15 protein-coding genes are annotated in these 14,859 nt (G+C 48.5%); all 15 read left to right on the forward strand.

Annotation, left to right across the window (positions count from 1 at the left end; translation table 11 throughout):
- The first annotated feature begins 53 nt into the window (after positions 1–53).
- The 15 genes from prfB to LACPH_RS04360 all read left to right on the forward strand — a co-directional run bounded on the left by prfB (position 54) and on the right by LACPH_RS04360 (position 14,637).
- Positions 54–1,170, forward strand: a protein-coding gene (prfB, locus tag LACPH_RS04290) for a peptide chain release factor 2 (RefSeq protein ID WP_306387273.1) whose coding sequence is annotated in 2 segments (ribosomal slippage) — positions 54–125 and positions 127–1,170 — 1,116 coding nt in all. Because the reading frame shifts where the segments join, the coding sequence is not laid out codon by codon here.
- A gap of 77 nt (positions 1,171–1,247) precedes the next feature.
- Positions 1,248–1,934, forward strand: a complete 687-nt coding sequence (gene ftsE / locus LACPH_RS04295; protein ID WP_025012520.1) for a cell division ATP-binding protein FtsE — start codon at positions 1,248–1,250, stop codon at positions 1,932–1,934.
- Positions 1,924–2,811, forward strand: coding sequence for a permease-like cell division protein FtsX (ftsX, locus tag LACPH_RS04300; RefSeq protein ID WP_039638830.1), 888 nt, complete (start codon positions 1,924–1,926; stop codon positions 2,809–2,811). The genes ftsE and ftsX overlap by 11 nt, the downstream gene beginning before the upstream one ends.
- A gap of 482 nt (positions 2,812–3,293) precedes the next feature.
- Positions 3,294–4,403, forward strand: a complete 1,110-nt coding sequence (locus LACPH_RS04305) for a PDZ domain-containing protein (protein WP_274784598.1) — start codon at positions 3,294–3,296, stop codon at positions 4,401–4,403.
- On the forward strand, positions 4,400–5,107 hold the full coding sequence (locus tag LACPH_RS04310; RefSeq protein ID WP_274784599.1) for a response regulator transcription factor: 708 nt from the start codon (positions 4,400–4,402) through the stop codon (positions 5,105–5,107). Before LACPH_RS04305 ends, LACPH_RS04310 begins: the two co-directional genes overlap by 4 nt.
- A complete protein-coding gene (gene pnpS, locus LACPH_RS04315; protein WP_274784600.1) occupies positions 5,100–6,767 on the forward strand; it encodes a two-component system histidine kinase PnpS in 1,668 nt (555 codons plus the stop codon). Before LACPH_RS04310 ends, pnpS begins: the two co-directional genes overlap by 8 nt.
- 90 nt (positions 6,768–6,857) lie before the next feature.
- Positions 6,858–7,724 (forward strand): phosphate ABC transporter substrate-binding protein PstS family protein, encoded by an 867-nt coding sequence (locus tag LACPH_RS04320; protein ID WP_087911836.1) that lies wholly within the window; start codon positions 6,858–6,860, stop codon positions 7,722–7,724.
- 147 nt (positions 7,725–7,871) lie between these two features.
- Positions 7,872–8,795, forward strand: a complete 924-nt coding sequence (gene pstC / locus LACPH_RS04325) for a phosphate ABC transporter permease subunit PstC (protein ID WP_274784601.1) — start codon at positions 7,872–7,874, stop codon at positions 8,793–8,795.
- Complete coding sequence (pstA, locus tag LACPH_RS04330) at positions 8,792–9,676, forward strand: phosphate ABC transporter permease PstA (RefSeq protein ID WP_274784602.1); 885 nt, start codon at positions 8,792–8,794, stop codon at positions 9,674–9,676. The genes pstC and pstA overlap by 4 nt, the downstream gene beginning before the upstream one ends.
- 84 nt (positions 9,677–9,760) lie before the next feature.
- Positions 9,761–10,579: a phosphate ABC transporter ATP-binding protein PstB gene (pstB, locus tag LACPH_RS04335; protein WP_274784603.1), complete on the forward strand. Its 819-nt coding sequence runs from the start codon at positions 9,761–9,763 to the stop codon at positions 10,577–10,579.
- A gap of 9 nt (positions 10,580–10,588) precedes the next feature.
- Positions 10,589–11,353: a phosphate ABC transporter ATP-binding protein PstB gene (pstB, locus tag LACPH_RS04340; protein ID WP_010489407.1), complete on the forward strand. Its 765-nt coding sequence runs from the start codon at positions 10,589–10,591 to the stop codon at positions 11,351–11,353.
- Between the two features lie 10 nt (positions 11,354–11,363).
- Complete coding sequence (phoU, locus tag LACPH_RS04345) at positions 11,364–12,041, forward strand: phosphate signaling complex protein PhoU (protein ID WP_010489405.1); 678 nt, start codon at positions 11,364–11,366, stop codon at positions 12,039–12,041.
- Positions 12,042–12,535: 494 nt separating this feature from the next.
- Positions 12,536–14,026, forward strand: a complete 1,491-nt coding sequence (liaX, locus tag LACPH_RS04350; protein WP_306387279.1) for a daptomycin-sensing surface protein LiaX — start codon at positions 12,536–12,538, stop codon at positions 14,024–14,026.
- Between the two features lie 12 nt (positions 14,027–14,038).
- Positions 14,039–14,299, forward strand: a complete 261-nt coding sequence (locus LACPH_RS04355) for a hypothetical protein (RefSeq protein WP_274784605.1) — start codon at positions 14,039–14,041, stop codon at positions 14,297–14,299.
- A gap of 2 nt (positions 14,300–14,301) precedes the next feature.
- Positions 14,302–14,637: a phage holin family protein gene (locus tag LACPH_RS04360; RefSeq protein WP_010489400.1), complete on the forward strand. Its 336-nt coding sequence runs from the start codon at positions 14,302–14,304 to the stop codon at positions 14,635–14,637.
- The last annotated feature ends 222 nt before the right edge of the window (positions 14,638–14,859 follow it).

Raw genomic sequence — 14,859 nt, forward strand, 5'->3', positions numbered from 1 at the left:
CGGCTTCTAACCGCGCCACCTCACGCTCACTTATTTGGGAAAGGATTTAGACGATGGAACTTAATGTTATGCGCAACACCTTGGCCGCCATGCGGACCAAAATAAATCAATTTAGGGGGTCACTTTGACCTCGATGCCTTGAACGAACGGATCACTGAAAACGAAGGCAAAATGGCTGAGCCGGGCTTTTGGGATGACTCTGAGGCCGCGCAAAAAGTGATTGATGCCAACAATGTGTTGAAGGAAAAGCATGATCGTTTTTATGCACTTGAAAACGAGTTAGAGGATCTTGAAGCTGGTCTCGAGCTGTTGCAGGACGAACCTGATCCGGATCTGCAGCATGAAGAAGAAACCAAGATTAAGGATCTTCAAGACAAGCTCGATCAATACGAAATGCAGCTCCTTTTGAACGGTCCGTACGATCACAATAATGCCATTTTGGAAATTCATCCTGGCGCTGGTGGCACGGAATCACAAGACTGGGGTTCCATGTTGATGCGCATGTATCAGCGCTGGGCCGACCAAAATGGCTTCAAGGTGGAAGTGGCCGATTATCAACCATGTGACGAAGCCGGGATCAAAAGCGTGACGTTGCTCATTAACGGTGAAAATGCCTATGGGTTGCTTAAAAGCGAAAAAGGCGTGCATCGGCTGGTACGGATATCGCCGTTTGATTCCGCCGGCCGCCGCCATACCAGTTTTGCTTCCGTGGATGTGATGCCAGAGCTCGATAATTCAATTCAGGTCGACATTCGCCCGGAAGACGTCAAAATGGAAGTGTTCCGGTCTAGCGGTGCCGGTGGTCAGCATATTAACAAAACCTCCAGTGCGGTTCGACTGATTCATATTCCAACTGGTATTGTCACCTCAAGTCAGGCACAGCGGTCACAATTCCAAAACAAAGCGACCGCGATGGCGATGTTAAAAGCCAAGTTGTACCAGCGTGAAGAAGAGGCCAAACGCGCCAAAGCCAAGGCGATTCAAGGCGAACAAAAAGATGTCGCGTTTGGCTCCCAGATTCGGTCTTACGTTTTCCATCCCTATACGATGGTCAAAGATCATCGAACCAATTACGAAACCGGCAACGGTAACGCCGTCATGGATGGCGACCTCAATCCTTTTATCAATGCTTATTTACAGTGGGAACTTTCACAGAAAAATCCGGATTAAAACTGTAATCTGCCTGAAACCTTGCTGACTTAATCGCCTGTTATACTGTCTCTAGCTTAGAAAAAGGAGCAAAATGCATGATTCAAATGGAAAACGTGACGAAGCAATACGCTAACGGCGTCACCGCCATCAAGGATGTGAACCTTAAGATCCAAGATGGTGAGTTTGTTTACGTCATCGGGCCTAGTGGTGCCGGAAAATCGACGCTTGTTAAAATGCTATACCATGAATTGATGCCGACCAGCGGCACCATTAAAATTGATAACTTTGACTTTTCGACCATGAAGCCTTCAGAGGTACCATTCTTGCGTCGCCATATCGGCATTGTCTTTCAAGACTTTAAACTCTTGCCGCGATTGACCGTGTATGAAAATGTTGCCTATGCGATGCAGGTTATCGAAGCGCCGGATGATGAAATCAAAGACCGGGTGCTCGAAGTACTGGGGCTCGTTGGCTTGGAGCAGAAGTTGCGCCGTTTTCCTGATGAATTATCTGGTGGTGAACAACAGCGAGTGTCAGTTGCCCGTGCGATTGTGAACAAGCCAAAGGTACTGATTGCCGATGAGCCAACCGGTAACCTGGACCCACAAACCTCCGATGAAATTGTCGATATCCTCGAACGGATCAACGCCAACGGGACGACCGTTATTATGGCGACGCATAACAAGGATATTGTCAATGAACGGCAACACCGGCTGCTTGAAATTGCCGGTGGTCGTTTAGTTCGTGACGAAGAAGGAGGCACATACGGCAATGAAGAGTAAAGTCTTTTTCCGCCATGTCAAAGATTCTCTGCGCAGCTTACGGCGTAACGGCTGGATGTCAGTTGCCGCCGTCAGTGCCGTGACGGTAACCTTGTTACTTGTCGGTATTTTTATGGCATTAATCTTCAACTTGCACCATATTTCGCAACAGGTTGAAAATGATGTTCAGGTGCGGGTTTACATTGATAAAAAAACAACAGTCAAGCAGCGGGATGAGTTAAAAAACAAGCTGAAGAAACTTGATCACGTCAATAAAGTGACTTACCGTTCCCGTCAGCAGGAATTGGATACGATTATTGGCGGTTACGGATCTCAGTGGCGGATGTTCTCCGGCGATCAGAATCCGTTAAGTGATGTCTATATGGTTAAGACGACCAGCCCCAAGGCAACGATAACCGTGTCTAAAGAGGCGCAGAAGCTGGATCATGTCGTTGATGCCAGTTACGGTGGCCGGACAGCGAAGAAACTCTTTAATTCTGTCGATCTTGCCCAAAAGTGGGGACTTGGCTTTACAATCCTGCTGCTATTTGTCGCCGTATTCCTGATCAACAACACCATCCGAATTACGATTTTATCGCGTTCCGACGAAATCAGAATTATGCGGTTAGTCGGCGCAACCAATTCCTATATTCGGTGGCCGTTCTTACTTGAAGGGGCATGGACCGGCTTGTTCGGGGCAATCCTGCCGATCGTCGTTGTCGATGTCGGCTATGCCGTTGTCTACCACAGTTTCAGCATGGCTAACGGCGCCAGTGGCTATTCACTTTACGCCAATATGCCATTCCTATTCTGGCTAGACTTGATGTTAGCCGGCATCGGGATCGTCATCGGCGCCCTAGGATCGGTCATCTCAATGCGGCGGTTCCTTAAGTTCTAGAGCATTAATTAGTCTATGAAAGTTAATCTAATCAAATTCACAAAATAGACTGGTCATCATTCACGACCACAGTATATAAACGGACGTATTCTTCAGTAAAGGGGATATGTTCGTTTTTTTGTTTCCCAAGTATAATTCGTTAAGGGCATTAGGGTAACAGTGCCAAAGCGGAGCAATCGTAGGTCAGATGGGGCTCAGCAGTGAAGTCATTGTTGGCGGTTTACCGCCTACAATGAGGCCGAGCTTCGAGACCGCGTACTTTGCGGGCTCGAAGTCGTGCCCACTGCTCTAGCTTCGCGTCGCCACCCTAGCTGGCCGGAGATTGCGGAGTTTGGCACGGCTTGGAACTTATTACCTAAACTTTTTTGTAGACTTCAATACCGCCTCCGCATCACTGAGCCACATCCCCGATTGCCCAAACCTTATAGGAGCAGCAGTTGATTTCTGCTATACTGTTTACAGTGAATAGTGGAGGGTTACGAATGGCAGTGATCATTGCCTTACTTATCAGCCCGGTTGGTTTGGCGTTTTGGCTAGCCTTAGGGTTGACGATTTTGTTTACGGTTCGGCGCACGAGCCGTGAACGCCACCAGTACTTGCGGGCGATTCACCCCAAACATATTGAGATTGCCCGGTTTTTGGGGGTAGGTATCCTGATCGGTATTGTGGTATCCACCATCTCGGTTTTGGCACGACTTCAGGTCAGTTTAGCTGCGTTATTGGCATTAAGCGGCTTGACCGTGATTGGTTTGATATTGTCTGCATGGTCGTTTAGTCCATGGTGGCTAGGTCTTGCAAGTTTGGCCACATTTATTCAACCAGATTATTCTGATACAGATGGGCAGCTAGCAGCTAATTTGGCGCTTTTGATCGGCCTGCTTTGGCTTGCCCAGGCTGTGTTGGCGCGGCTGAATCGTGGCGACCAACTTGAATCGCCGGTTATTTTGGTAGATCGGCGGCAGCGAAAAAGTGCGACGTTTCGTTTGCGGCAATTTTACTGGGTACCGTTGCTGGTACCGGTGGATCCCGCTCAGGTTGCCGGTTCACCGGTGTTGACTGTGATCATTCAAGCATTTGCAATCGTCGGCCTGCCTTTGATCTTAGGTGCCTCATTTACGGCACAGCATGATCGGGCGAAGATGCATTGGCAACGCAGCTGGCCGTGGTTTGCCGGAGCTGGAGGCGCATTAGTTGTATACGGCGTCGCTGCACGATTACTGTTCCTTCCAGCACTTGTGAGCGCCATCGTGCCTGCATGTATCAGTGTTATTCTTGGAATCGGGTTACTCTGGCAAGGCCATAAGGTGTACCTGACAGTGACGCGCACTGATCGTGGGGTTGTTTTAATCGGGGTTGTCCCTGATACCCCAGCAGCACAAATGAATTTACAACCAGGAGATCGGGTGCTTTCCTGTAACCACATAGCGGTGAATAGCGCCAGCGAATTGTACAATGCCATTCAAAAGGAACCCACTTATTGTCGCTTGCGGCTTCAACAGGCAGATGGCGAGTTACGTCTTGCCGAAACCGCTATTTTTTCAGGTGCGCCGCATGAACTTGGTATGATTTTATTCCCGGAGGAGACAGCATGAAGAAGATCTTGATTGTTGATGACGAGCCAGCCATCTTGACGTTGCTGCAATATAATTTAGAAACCGAACACTATCAGGTGGAGACAGCAACCGATGGGCAAGAAGCCTTAGACAAGGTACGTAGCGAACCGTTTGATTTTATTATTCTCGACCTCATGTTACCAAGCCTGAGCGGACTGGATGTCACCCGCAAGATTCGTGAAGATAAGATTCAGACTCCCATCATGATCCTGACAGCGAAGGATAATGAAACCGACAAAATTGTCGGACTTGAACTGGGTGCCGACGATTATGTCACCAAACCGTTTTCGCCGCGCGAGATTATCGCACGGATCAAGGCCATCGAGCGGCGTAGTCAGAGTCAACCGCAAACCACGGCGCGCTCCGGTAACGACAATCAGATTACCGTTGGCCAAATCACCATCGATCCGGAAAATTATAAAGCCAGCAAAGACGGTCACCGGCTGCAGCTGACCCCTAAGGAATTTGAGTTGTTGGTTTATTTTGCCCAGCGAGTAGGTAAGACCCTGTCTCGTGACGCTTTGTTAAATGGCGTCTGGGGGTTTGATTATCCAGCCGAAACCCGCATGGTCGATATTCAGGTCAGTCATTTACGGGATAAGATTGAAACAGATCCCAAACATCCGGATTATTTAAAGACAGTTCGGGGATTTGGTTATCAAATGGAGGCACCACATGAATAAACGGGTTTTTCGCCGTGCACTTGTTATTAGTCTGCTATCATTGGCAGGCTTTTTTGTGCTTGTGACAACAGTGAATCAACAAATCGTTCACCAACAGGCGCGTGATCTTCGCCGGGTGGCCAGAACTTACGTGACGTCTGATCATGATGGCGTTGATCGCCAGGCGCTAGCTGAATCAGAAGCTGCTTTTATCACGATCATTCCGGATCATCCTCAGACCACCAGACAGAAGGTAATGGCTGATGCGTTGCGTGGCCGCCGCGCCAAGGCTTTCGTCACATCAGTCAACGTTTATGGACGGACGGAGCAGGCTTATCTGTTTCGGGATCACGGGCAATGGGTTGCTGTTAGCCGCTATAAGTCAAGTGTATGGACCACGGCACCAGAGCAGTTTTGGATTCTGACACTGATCTTCGCAGCCTTAATTGCGTTGATCTTACTCTGGCTTTTCCGCTCTGAACATCAGTATCAAGAAGCCATCCGCGTCATGAGCCACAATCTGGATCGCATCCGCGAAAAAAAGGAACCCGATCCGGTGATTTTACCGCCAAAGTCGCCATTTGTACCTGTGGCGCAGCGAATTAATGCACTCGCAGCCGAGCAGGCACATTTGCGGGAAAAAGTTGCTGTGCGTCAGTCAAGCTTTGATCGCTTAATCGACAACCTGCCCTTAGGCGTCATGTTAATTGACACTAACAAAGATGTGATCTTGCACAATCATGCCATGTCGCAGCTTTTAGGGCACCAGATTCCCCAACCGCGTCACAGTTATCTCGACGATGTCAAAACTTACGCGCTGGCTCGGATGATCGAGCATACATTCCGCCATGAAAAGACTCACCATCAGGAACTGACCGTCTTAGCGACGCAGAAATCGGTGGATGCTTCCGTTATTCCGTTGAATCAAGGCATTAGCCGCTTACAGGTGCTGGTCATTTTGTATGATGTCACCTACCTCCGCCAAGTTGAAAAAATGCAGCTGGATTTTGTCGGCAATGTCAGCCACGAATTAAAGACGCCGGTCACCGCGATTGCCGGGTTTGCGGAAACCTTGTTGAACGGGGCTAAAAATGATCCGGCGACTCTGGATAAATTTTTAGGCATCATTTTCGATGAAAGTAAGCGACTCACCCAGCTAATCAATGATATTCTGACACTGAGCCGGCCGGAAACCAATCAGGCGGTGCAGGCGACAGTTGCCCTCAAGAAACTGGTCGATGATGCCTTGCGCAATCTGGATAAAGTGATTAAAGATAAACAGATTCGGGTTGAAGTCGCGATTGCACCCGACTTGCAGATTGTTACCGACGAACGTAAGCTGACCCAGATCGTGCGGAATCTTTTGAATAATGCCGTCTTTTACAATCGTCTGGCCGGTCACGTGACGATTACCGCGCAAGTCGTGGGCGATCATTTATCGTTAGCGGTGGCGGATACGGGAATCGGGATTCCGGAAGAAGAACAGGCCCGTATTTTCGAACGCTTCTACCGGGTCGATAAAGCGCGCAGCCGGCACAACGGTGGCACCGGCTTGGGCTTGGCCATTGTAGCCGAGCTGGTGAAAAGTATGGATGGCCGGGTCGCGGTTAATAGTCAGGTTGGGGTTGGTTCAACCTTTACCGTAACATTGCCGGTCGGCCAAAATAATCGTCCGGCTTAACATCGATGTTTACACAACCTTTACATTCAACAGCATGAACATTTACACACAGCTGATAAGATGGTTGGAGCTTGAAATGGAGGATTTCGTGTGAAAAAAATTGTGACCCTGTTTACGATCATGCTTCTGGCGTTTATGGCAAGTGCATGCGGCAGCAGCAGTAATAGCAAACAGTCAGGTGAATCCATCACCGCAGTTGGATCAAGTGCGTTGCAGCCATTGGTTGAAGCAGCAGGTGAACAATATCAGACGGAACATCTCGGCGTCTTTATCAACGTCCAAGGCGGCGGGAGCGGCACCGGATTGAGCCAGATCCAGCAAGGGGCTGTTGATATTGGCAATTCGGATCTTTTCGCTGAAGAAAAACCGGGGATTAACGCTAAAAAGCTTGTGGACCATAAAGTTGCCGTTGTTGGCATTGCGCCGATTGTTAACCCGGACGTCGGAGTCAAGAATGTCACGATGGCCCAGTTGCAACAAATCTTCCTAGGCCAGATCACCAATTGGAAGCAGTTGGGCGGCAAGAATGTGCCAATTGTGCTGGTTAACCGGGCGCAAGGTTCTGGTACCCGCGCAACATTTGAAAAGTGGGTGCTTCAAGGCAAGCAGCCGGTTGCCGCGCAAGAACAGGATTCGACCGGGATGGTTCGGCAGATTGTCGGCAGTACGCCTGGGGCTATTTCGTACGTTGCCTTTTCCTATATCGATAAAACGGTTCAGAGCCTGTCGGTAGATGGCGTTGCGCCGACTGATACCAATGTGACAACCAACCGGTGGCGGATCTGGTCGTATGAACACATGTACACGAAGGGCCAACCGCGCGGGCTAACCAAGCAATTCTTGGCTTATATTATGTCATCACCGATTCAAAAAAAGCTGGTGCAGAAAATGGGCTATATCCCGATGACCCAGATGAAGGTCGTCCGTGATGCCAGTGGCCATGTTAGCAAGCAATAACTGCACAATGGCAGCTTTTTGACGGGCACTTTGCAGCCGAGTGCGATGTGAATGTGACGTTTGGCAACCGAAGTACACGGATCGTTGTCAAAAGGGGCCATTTATTGACATGCACGGTCACGGTGATGAGATTTTAGGAGGATTATGATGGATCCAATTCGAGAAGCGATGTTAAAAAAATCGCGTTCAGCCAAGTTAGAGCGGCGCGGCAAAATGATTAGCCTATTTTGTATCACCTTGATTGTGATTGTAGTGGTGGCCATCTTTTTCTTTGTTGCATCAAAAGGACTGGCAACCTTTTTCCAAAACAAAATCAATCCTTGGTCATTCTTGACTAAGAGTGTTTGGAACCCTTCGATTAAGGATGCTCATGGGAATCCCGAAGTCGGGGCTTTGCCGATGATTGTCGGCTCGTTTGGCGTCACGTTCCTTTCGGCGATTATCGCGACGCCTTTTGCGGTTGGTGCCGGCATTTTTATGACTGAAATTTCCCGTAAATGGGGGCAAAAGATTCTGCAACCGGTCATTGAGCTGCTGGTTGGGATTCCGTCAGTGGTTTATGGCTTCATCGGTTTGTCCGTCATCGTGCCGTTCATTCGTCACATTTTTGGCGGTACCGGCTTTGGGATTCTGGCTGGGACGTTTGTTTTGTTCGTCATGATCTTACCAACCGTGACGTCCTTGACGGTTGATGCCTTAAAAGCGGTGCCGCGCCATTATCGTGAGGCATCGTTGGCCTTGGGTGCGACTCGCTGGCAAACGACTTACCGAGTTGTCTTGCGAGCAGCCATTCCCGGCATTTTGACCGGGATCGTTTTCGGCATGGCGCGGGCGTTTGGTGAAGCCTTGGCGGTGCAGATGGTCATCGGGAATGCGGCCTTGTTGCCAAAGAATCTGGTGTCTCCGGCCTCGACACTGACATCGGTTTTAACCAGCGGCATCGGTAATACCGTCATGGGATCGCTTGACAATAACGCGTTGTGGTCCTTGGCGTTGCTATTGCTGCTGATGTCATTGGCCTTTAACCTGTTGATTCGGTGGATCGGGAAGAAAGGGGAGCTGAACAAATGAATCCGAAAATTGCGGATAAAGTAGCTACCACAGTGCTTTACATTATCTCAGGCATCATCATTATTATTTTGGCAAGCCTGCTTGGTTATATTCTGTTTCAAGGGGTTCCCCATATTTCCTGGCACTTTCTGACAAGTCCGGCGCAAAGCTTTGAGGCTGGCGGTGGGATTGGCATTCAACTGTTCAACTCGTTTTATTTGTTACTGCTGGCCATGTTGATTTCAACGCCGATTTCCTTGGGGGCCGGCATTTACTTGAGTGAATACGCAAAGAAAAACTGGTTGACGGATGTGATCCGGACTTCCATTGAAATCCTGAGTTCGTTGCCATCAGTTGTTGTCGGTTTGTTTGGTTTCCTGATTTTTGTTTTGCAGTTTAAGTTTGGATTTTCGATTTTGTCGGGTGCGCTGGCATTGACGGTTTTCAACTTGCCACTGTTAACGCGAAATGTTGAAGATTCATTGCGCGGCGTTGGCAATGAGCAGCGCGAAGCAGGCTTGGCCCTTGGACTTTCACGCTGGGAAACGGTTTTACATGTCGTGATGCCTGAAGCGTTGCCGGGGATCATTACCGGGATGATTCTTGGCGCCGGCCGTGTGTTCGGTGAAGCTGCGGCATTGATTTATACGGCTGGACAAAGTGCGCCGGCGCTTGATTTTACCAATTGGAATCTAGCGAACATTGCTAGCCCGTTGAACCCGTTCCGCCCAGCCGAGACGCTGGCGGTGCATATCTGGAAAATCAACTCTGAAGGGATTCAGCCGGATGCGGTTGCGGTTTCCGCCGGTGCCAGTGCGGTGCTGGTTATCGCCGTTCTAATCTTCAATGTGGGTGCGCGGTATTTTGGTAATCGTTTATTCAAAAAGATGACCGCCGCTTAATGCGTGGTTCACGATGATGATTTGCGCGGATGACGTGATGAAGATAGTCATGGCGCCTATCATGAAAAGGCATGGAGGTTCAAGATGCAAGAACTTGAAAAGTATTCTTTAGATGATACGTATATCCGCCCGTTTGATCGGGACAAGCAGGAGATTGCCATTGAAACGAAGGACCTGCATGTTTTTTATGGCGACAGTGAGGCCATTCACGGCGTATCGCTGCCTTTTGAACGGTATAAAATCACCGCATTGATCGGCTTGAGTGGCTCCGGGAAGTCGACCTACTTGCGTTCACTGAATCGAATGAACGATAATATTGAAAGTGCCCGTGTCACTGGCAAGATCATGTATCGCAACATCGATATTAACAGCGATGCCGTTGATGTCTATGAAATGCGCAAACACATCGGAATGGTTTTCCAACGGCCTAATCCGTTTGCGAAGTCTATTTATGACAATATTGCCTTTGCATTGCGCCGCTTTGGTCTTAAGGACAAAAAGAAGCTGGATGAGATTGTTGAAACCAGTTTGAAGCAAGCCGCCTTATGGGATCAGGTTAAAGATGATCTGAATCAAAGCGGCATGTCGCTGTCAGGTGGTCAGGCACAACGGTTGTGTATCGCCCGGGCCATTGCAATGAAGCCGGATATTCTGTTGCTTGATGAGCCGGCCAGTGCGTTGGATCCGATTTCGACTTCAGCGGTCGAAGATACCTTGCTAGCGTTGAAGGATAAGTATACGATTATCATCGTTACACATAACATGCAGCAGGCAGCTCGGATTAGCGACTATACCGCGTTCTTTTATAGCGGCGCCGCACTTGAATATGATGAAACCCGTAAGATCTTCACGCGTCCCAAGATTAAAGCAACCAACGATTATGTTTCCGGACATTTCGGCTAGGAGGTCCCCATGGCTGAAGCACAAAAAATCATTACCAGTTCAGATGTTCATCTTTTTTACGGCAAGTTTGAAGCACTAAAAGGGATCAGTCTGGATTTTAACCAGCACGAAATCACGGCTTTAATCGGGCCTTCAGGTTGTGGTAAGTCGACCTATTTACGCACGCTTAATCGGATGAACGATCTGATCCCAGGCGTCACGATTACCGGCACGATCAGCTTGCGTGGCCAAAACATCTATGCGCCAAGCGAAGATGTGGTTCAGTTACGCAAGCAAGTTGGCATGGTGTTTCAACAACCGAATCCTTTTCCTTTTTCGATTTATGAAAATGTGATTTATGGATTACGTTTGGCCGGTGTTAAAGATAAAAGTAAGCTGGATGAGGCCGTTGAAACAAGCTTAAAGCAAGCGGCCATTTGGGATGAAGTCAAAGACCATTTGCATGACAGTGCGTTATCGTTGTCAGGTGGCCAACAACAGCGGGTGTGCATCGCGCGGGTGCTGGCGGTTAAGCCGGATGTTATTTTGTTGGATGAACCGACCAGTGCCTTGGATCCGATATCCAGCACTCAGATCGAAAATATGTTGCTGGGCTTACGCGATCAGTACACGATTATTTTGGTAACGCACAGTATGCATCAAGCATCCCGAATCTCGGACAAAACGGCCTTTTTCTTAACCGGTAATTTGATCGAATTCGCTGACACGAAACAAATGTTTTTAAATCCAAAAGAAAAGGAAACCGAAGACTACATCACTGGACGCTTCGGGTAGGAGGGGTAGTATGCGACGACTTTTTGTTGACGAATTGAACGATCTTCATGTACGTTTTTCGGAAATGGGGATGATGGTCAATGAGGCCATCTATAAGTCCGTGAAAGCCTTCATTAATCATGACAAGAGTTTGGCCCGCGAAGTGATCCAGGAAGACAAACACATCAATGAACGCGAAGTCGATTTGGAAAAACGCAGCTTTGAGCTGATTGCCTTGCAGCAGCCGGTCACAACAGATCTGCGGGTGATTGTGACGGTGATGAAGGCCAGTTCTGATCTCGAACGAATGGGGGATCATGCGGTTTCCATTGCCAAATCAACGATTCGCGTCAAAGGCAAAACCCGAGTGCCGCAAATCGAAACCGAGATTGCCGGCATGGCCGAAGCGGTCAAGGAAATGGTAGAGCAGGTTTTGGACGCCTATGTTAAGGAAGACTCCGCGCGGGCGCGCAAAATTGCGCTTGAAGACCACGGAATTAACGACTTCTCATCCCGAATTTATAAAGAATGTATTCGCCAGATGCAGGACAACCCGGAAACCGTGGTTGGCTCGATGGACTACATGCTCGTCTCCTCTTATCTGGAACGGATCGGCGATTATGTCACCAACATCTGCGAATGGATTGTTTACTTAAAGACCGGGAAAATCACTGAACTTAACTCCAATGCGATTGAAGACAAGTTCTGATGAAGGGACACTTTGACAATGGGGATTGTTAAAAGTGCTCAGTTAGTATTTATGCTCAATCAACAGGCAGGACCATAAATTCACAGCTACAGCAAAAAAGCAAACATGCTCTGCGATAACGAGGGAGTATGTTTGCCTTTTTGTTTCCCTGAAGTAATCTGGTGGGTTTATTTAAGATATGAGTGCCAAAGCGGAGCAATCGTAGGCCAGATGGGGCTCAGGGGTGAAATTGGCATTAAACGGGCGGTTTTCCCGTTTTAGGCCAAGGCCGAGCTTTGAGACTCAGGGAGTTTGGCACGGCTTGGAACTTATTGCCTAAGCTTTTTCGACCGTTCAGAATCAAACTATGAGCGCACCTACTAAATTATGATTTAACCTCGTTATAAATGAACCGTCCGCCTTCCGTCCCGTTTAAAAATCAACCTTTGGACCTATGCGCCGTGGTCAAATTCCGTGCATACTAATCATGTAATCAAATCCTGGAGGGATAACCCATGAATGAACGCGAAAGAATTTTAGACCTCGTCAAAAAAGGCGTTATTTCAAGCGAAGAGGCACTGGTACTTTTGGAGAACCTCGCCAAACAGCAAGGCTCCCAAGCCGACAGCCCGGCCGATCATACTGCTCCCGAAAACAACTCGGAGTCAGATACGCATGATCAAGCCAAGCACGATGATCACGAAGAAACCGATACTGACACCGATGCTGCGTTGACCGAACTCAACACCGAGATTGCCGAAGCAGCCGGTGCATTGGACGCGGCAACAACGCAAGTAACCAGCATCAACAAGCAAATTGAAGCCAATAACGAACAGATTATCGTCTTAGACACGATGGAAGATCTTGAAGCTTTGTCCCCAGAGAAATACCAAAAGCGCGGGGAATTAAAGCAGGAGAATCAGAAACTCACCGATCAACTAGCCGAGTTAAATGGCCAGGTTGAGTCACTTAAAGCCAACCTTGCCACTCTTCGTCATCAGAAACACGATCTGGAACGTCAAAAGATCGGTGATAAGATTTTCAATGACGAGTGGCAAAAAGATGCCCGTGACGTCTTTTCCGAACTTGGCAGAAATATCGGGGATGCGACCTCGCAAATCGGCGGCTTTGTCAAAGATACCGTCAACAATGTACTAGACAATGTTGATTGGAAGAATGTCACCGTTACCGTTCCTGGCCTAGCCACAGAGAAGTTCGAGCATGTGTTCAAATTTCCTGACAGTAAGGCAACCATTTTGGATGTGAAGGTTGCAAATGGTGACGTGCATTTTAAACCTTGGGATCAACCGGGTATTCAAGTCGAAGCTGCTATCAAGCTGTACGGCAAGATGGATGCGCCGACACCGCTGGACGCGTTTAAAGACCGCAGCCGGATTGATGTCACCGATGATCATTTCAGTTTCCAGGTGCCTAATAAGCGCGTTCAGGCCGACCTAGTCATTTCACTGCCAAAACGCAGCTACGATCATGTGGCGGTGCGCTTACTCAATGGTAGTGCGGATCTGACCGGCATGACCGGCAAAGATTTCTATGTTAAGAGCACCAACGGTCAAATGACCTTCACCAATATTGATGGAGTCATGATCGAAAGTGAAGGCGTTAATGGTTCTATCAAGGTTCAGGGCGGGCACACACATGATTTATTGCTGACCACTGTCAACGGCGATGTTTCGGTTGATGCCGACCCAGCAACGGCCGCACTGAAAACCGTGAATGGGACGGTTCGTGCCACCTATCACACCGACTTTACCAAACTCGAAGGGACTTCGATGAATGGCAATGTGAAAGTTGCTGTGCCGGCTTCGATTGCCTTAAATGGCGAAGCCCGGACCCATTTTGGCAGTATTAAGAGTCGCCTGAGCAATGTGACCGAACCGGCAAAAGGGATTAAACGCTTCGAACTGGAGCGACCGGGCACTGGTAGCAGCGAGTTGAAACTCAATACGACCAGTGGCAATATTCAATTGAAAGATTCAAATGACTAAGGGGGATCGCTTATGCCTTTTCTATTAATTCCATTAATATTTTTCATCGTTGGCTTGGTTTTGGTGGCGGTATTTGCGATCGGGATCATCTTGTTGAAAATGTTAATCGTACCGGCACTTCTGGTGGTTTTGGCTGTATGGCTATTCTCGCGCCATGACCGTGATGGCCGCCGTGGTCCACGGCATCCATATCGCGATCAAGGTACGTCGCGACCGCGTAAAAACGCCACCCACGTTACCGAGTCACATGATGATGATTGGAGCGATTTCTAGTCATGAATTTCATCAAACGTACCATCATCACAACCGCCGTTTTCTTAATCTATGCGCAACTGTTTCCTAGTCAACTCTATGTTGCGGGCTTTGGTGTGGCCGTTGTCGGTGCGCTTGTTTTAGGAGTTCTTAATGGCTTGCTACGACCAATCCTGGTGATTCTGTCGATTCCAATTACAATTCTCACGTTAGGGTTGTTTTTAATCGTCCTCAACGGCTTGATGCTCAGTATGATGACGTGGTTTGTTCCCGGAATTGTTTTCAGCGGTTTTGGCTCGACCATGGTACTAGCCATCATCATTTCAGTGATGAATATGATTTTTGTGGGTAAAAAATAGTGCGGCTTGATTGAAAGCTGCGGTAAGAGTCGGTTCTCAAGACGAAAGTTGTCTAGGGGGACCGACTCTTTTTATCTTAGCGTAATCCGGCGCACTAATGGGAAGCAACCTTTTGACCTTATTCTGGCGAAATGCGGCGACTTTGAAAGCTATTTTCTCTATCGCTCCCGTGTGGTTCACCGAGTTATGGTAAAATGAAGCAAACATGGCGAAAGAAAGGTG

It is taken from the genome of Lacticaseibacillus parahuelsenbergensis, assembly GCF_030770265.1.
GTDB classification, from domain to species: Bacteria; Bacillota; Bacilli; order Lactobacillales; family Lactobacillaceae; genus Lacticaseibacillus; species Lacticaseibacillus casei.

What these genes read in the sequence shown, in the direction of transcription:
- pnpS (WP_274784600.1), top strand. Translation starts at nt 5,100, where the DNA reads ATGAATAAACGGGTTTTTCGCCGTGCACTTGTTATTAGTCTGCTATCA.
- LACPH_RS04355 (WP_274784605.1), top strand. Translation starts at nt 14,039, where the DNA reads ATGCCTTTTCTATTAATTCCATTAATATTTTTCATCGTTGGCTTGGTT.
- LACPH_RS04305 (WP_274784598.1), top strand. Translation starts at nt 3,294, where the DNA reads ATGGCAGTGATCATTGCCTTACTTATCAGCCCGGTTGGTTTGGCGTTT.
- LACPH_RS04360 (WP_010489400.1), top strand. Translation starts at nt 14,302, where the DNA reads ATGAATTTCATCAAACGTACCATCATCACAACCGCCGTTTTCTTAATC.
- phoU (WP_010489405.1), top strand. Translation starts at nt 11,364, where the DNA reads ATGCGACGACTTTTTGTTGACGAATTGAACGATCTTCATGTACGTTTT.
- pstA (WP_274784602.1), top strand. Translation starts at nt 8,792, where the DNA reads ATGAATCCGAAAATTGCGGATAAAGTAGCTACCACAGTGCTTTACATT.
- pstC (WP_274784601.1), top strand. Translation starts at nt 7,872, where the DNA reads ATGGATCCAATTCGAGAAGCGATGTTAAAAAAATCGCGTTCAGCCAAG.
- pstB (WP_274784603.1), top strand. Translation starts at nt 9,761, where the DNA reads ATGCAAGAACTTGAAAAGTATTCTTTAGATGATACGTATATCCGCCCG.
- LACPH_RS04310 (WP_274784599.1), top strand. Translation starts at nt 4,400, where the DNA reads ATGAAGAAGATCTTGATTGTTGATGACGAGCCAGCCATCTTGACGTTG.
- liaX (WP_306387279.1), top strand. Translation starts at nt 12,536, where the DNA reads ATGAATGAACGCGAAAGAATTTTAGACCTCGTCAAAAAAGGCGTTATT.
- ftsE (WP_025012520.1), top strand. Translation starts at nt 1,248, where the DNA reads ATGATTCAAATGGAAAACGTGACGAAGCAATACGCTAACGGCGTCACC.
- pstB (WP_010489407.1), top strand. Translation starts at nt 10,589, where the DNA reads ATGGCTGAAGCACAAAAAATCATTACCAGTTCAGATGTTCATCTTTTT.
- ftsX (WP_039638830.1), top strand. Translation starts at nt 1,924, where the DNA reads ATGAAGAGTAAAGTCTTTTTCCGCCATGTCAAAGATTCTCTGCGCAGC.